Source organism: Methanosaeta sp. UBA458 (genome assembly GCF_002496085.1).
GTDB lineage: Archaea > Halobacteriota > Methanosarcinia > Methanotrichales > Methanotrichaceae > Methanothrix > Methanothrix soehngenii.
The window spans coordinates 1-2,921 of the sequence record NZ_DAIK01000154.1 but is presented as its reverse complement, the minus strand read 5'-3'; the positions used below and the strand labels follow the sequence as shown (position 1 = coordinate 2,921).

Below are 2,921 nucleotides of genomic sequence, written 5' to 3'. Positions count from 1 at the left end.
GTAAATCTAGCCGATCTTGATCCACTTTTTCGTCCTCATTTTTCCGTCTCCACACAGGGAGTCCTTGTTCTGGAAATTTGTGGAACAAAAGAAGGTTTCAGCTCATCTTAGACAAATAATGGGCTCCTCGCTATTTGGTATGGGAGAACTTGGATCGCAAATTCTCTGTATCTTTTTGCCTCTGTGGTGAACCGCTATGCTCCAACTCAACCACAGAGGCGCAGAGGAACAGAGGCCATATTCTCTGCCTGAACTCACCCACATAATTCAGCAACGAGTCAAATAATGGACTGAGCGCCTGAGATGTTTCAGCAATGCATAAGAATCCAAGACTCGGGCTGGGGGTGGCAGGAAGAGACATCAAGATCGGACACCATAAATGGCTAGTTTCAATATGTAAAGCCCCCAACCAAATGGCAGAAGGCCGATTAGCACGAAGTAGATCCCTGCAAAGTCATAAAAGATCAAAATATCTCTAATACCGCTTGTTGAGCTGATGAATCCGCTGGCCACCATTATCAATCCAATGGCAACTGCCGAGATCCTGCAGAATTTCTCTGGCCATCCCGCCCCTATGAATTGCTTGGAAGCTGGTTTGACCAAGCTTAGCACATATACACCACTAAATACGATCAGCAAACCCGCAGTGATCACTGTAATATCACCCTTGCCAGTGATCAATGCCATCGCTCCACCAAGCATCAACAAGAGCCACCCCGTGGCTGTAGCTGCAGATCTTCCTCTTATCATCGGCGCTCCGAATTGACTTGGCTAATTACGCAGAAAAAGCATGCCTCGTCGAGGGATTCTCTGGAGATATCCTCGAAGCCACGAAGGAGGGGGTATTGCAGTCCTAATCCTGGGCAAATGGCTTGCTAGGTGCTCAACTCGACATACTTATGAAACGCATTGCATTAGTTATATTAGATAAATTTCTGCTGAGTTTTTGAATAATCTCGGGTCGGAAGCTTCGTATTGAAGCCTAAGGCAGTCCAGGCAAATCTGGAAACATTATGGTAACTAGAATTGCCAGGCACAGCGTTGCAACGAGGAAGGCTATTGCAGGTATTTTATCGCTCATCTCATCTCCTATCCAGACCAAATTAACGATTAATAAACATGAACAATTTTAGTATTTATGCTTTTCTTATTGCATTGTCGAATCCTGCAAAAATAGAATCTTATCTAGACCATGCATTCAGCTCTTGCTCTGATCACTAAGACCGGTCTGTCGCCCATCTTCGCCACATCGTAGGTCGTGCTCCCCACACCCAACTGCTTCAACCAGCCCGTTCCATGGGAGCTCATCGCAATCAGCGACACATTCTCCTTCTCGGCCAGGGAGATTATCTCCTCAGCGGGATTTCCCACGCTTGTGTGGATTTTGACCTTTATTCTGGCCTCCTCAAGCTCATCCCGGATGACATTGAGCTTCCTGGTTGTCTCCTCTGTTTGGGCTTCGATCTCTCTCCAGGTCTCTCCCCGATAGACTACATGCTGGAGCAATATCTCTCCTACCCCTTTAGTCCTCTTGATGAAAGCAATCGCCTCTTCGGCCGGCTTCGATAAGTCGGTGGGACAGAGTATTCTTGAAAAGGGATGAGAGCAGAATTGCTCTAAGCTTGGGCCGCTCCTGCCTTCCAGGATCTTGTAGCGCATAAGAAGAATATTTGTGTTCCCATAGCGAAGAACGTTCTTGGCGACATTTCCCAAAAATATGCCCTCCACGACACTCTTGCCTCTCGCGCCCATGACGATAACGGAACTCTTCTCTTCATCCGCTACTTTCTGGATCACTCTGGCGATATCCCCCTCCATTATGGCCTCTGTTCTCGTCTTGACGCTGAGGCCTCGGCTGCTCAGAATCTTGCTCTCTTCTATTAGGTTTACTTTAGATTCATCGATCCGCCCTCCTGGGTCCCATACCCTGGCGAGAGGATCTGCAGGGCCGATCACATGCAGGAGCACCACTTCGTTCACGCCTGGAAGCTCTCTAACGCACTCTAGGACCTTCTGGGAGTACTTGGAAAAATCTGTGGGGAATAAAACCTTTTCAAACATATCAACCATCTCCTGAATTAATTCATCATTATGATATTTCAATTCATCGACCATAACAATTAATAATGAACTAGTTGACTGCTTGTCTTCAAGAGGGCGCATTAGATGGTGAGATATCTGGATCAGATGAAAACTCGAAGATGCAATCCACTGGCAATTCGCCAAACGTTTTCAAGGGAGATTTTCTGGAGCCAATCGCATGCTCCCCCACAAAAAAAGAAGTGATGCGAGCATCACTTCTAAAGAGCAAACTCAACGTGGAAAGGTATGTAGAAGATCCACACGAAGTAGATCAGCATGGCGATTAGGCCCAGGGGCACGCCGAGCTTCGCCCACTCCTTGCTAGTGATTCCCAGCTTTCCTGCAGAGATGATGTTGGGGATGTTGCCGGGAATCAGCATGCCGCCTGATACGAGAAGGCCCATCAGAACCGCCTGGATTTGGACCATGTCCATGGCCGGGCTGAGCTCAGCCGCAGTCAGTGTGGCATTGTCCAATATGGCCGAGATCATGTTGACCCAGTAGATGATCTGTGGGGATATGCCGAGTAGGTACTTATCTATCACTACCTTCATTCCCGAGCCGAGGAGCAGGAGGGCCATGACGAAGATGTAGACCTTGCCTGCTCTGACCACTACCTCTCTTAAGCCGCCGTCCTCCTCCTCAGCGACCATGCACTCAGAGAGCTTGGCTTTGCCGGTGAAGAACATGGCCAGAAGGCCGAAGGCCAGGCAGCCCGGTATGATATATACGGCCAGCTGATTGAACAGGAAGAAGAATCCGGCGTTATAGGGCTCACCCTGCAGCTTGGTGATGGCGATGGTGGAAAGGGGCTCGCCAACTGGCGTGAGAACTGCTCC

The 2,921-nt window shown here is 48.7% G+C and carries 3 protein-coding genes; all 3 read right to left on the bottom strand.

What is annotated here, in order from left to right:
• Positions 1–360 precede the first annotated feature (360 nt).
• On the bottom strand, positions 361–750 hold the full coding sequence (locus tag BP822_RS11450) for a hypothetical protein (RefSeq protein WP_157863700.1): 390 nt from the start codon (positions 748–750) through the stop codon (positions 361–363).
• A 435-nt stretch (positions 751–1,185) separates the two neighbouring features.
• Positions 1,186–2,061, bottom strand: a complete 876-nt coding sequence (locus tag BP822_RS11445; protein ID WP_273278004.1) for a universal stress protein — start codon at positions 2,059–2,061, stop codon at positions 1,186–1,188.
• A 239-nt stretch (positions 2,062–2,300) separates the two neighbouring features.
• Positions 2,301–2,921 (bottom strand): DUF1646 family protein (locus BP822_RS11440; RefSeq protein WP_286878324.1); only part of this gene is annotated, 621 nt, incomplete at its 5' end.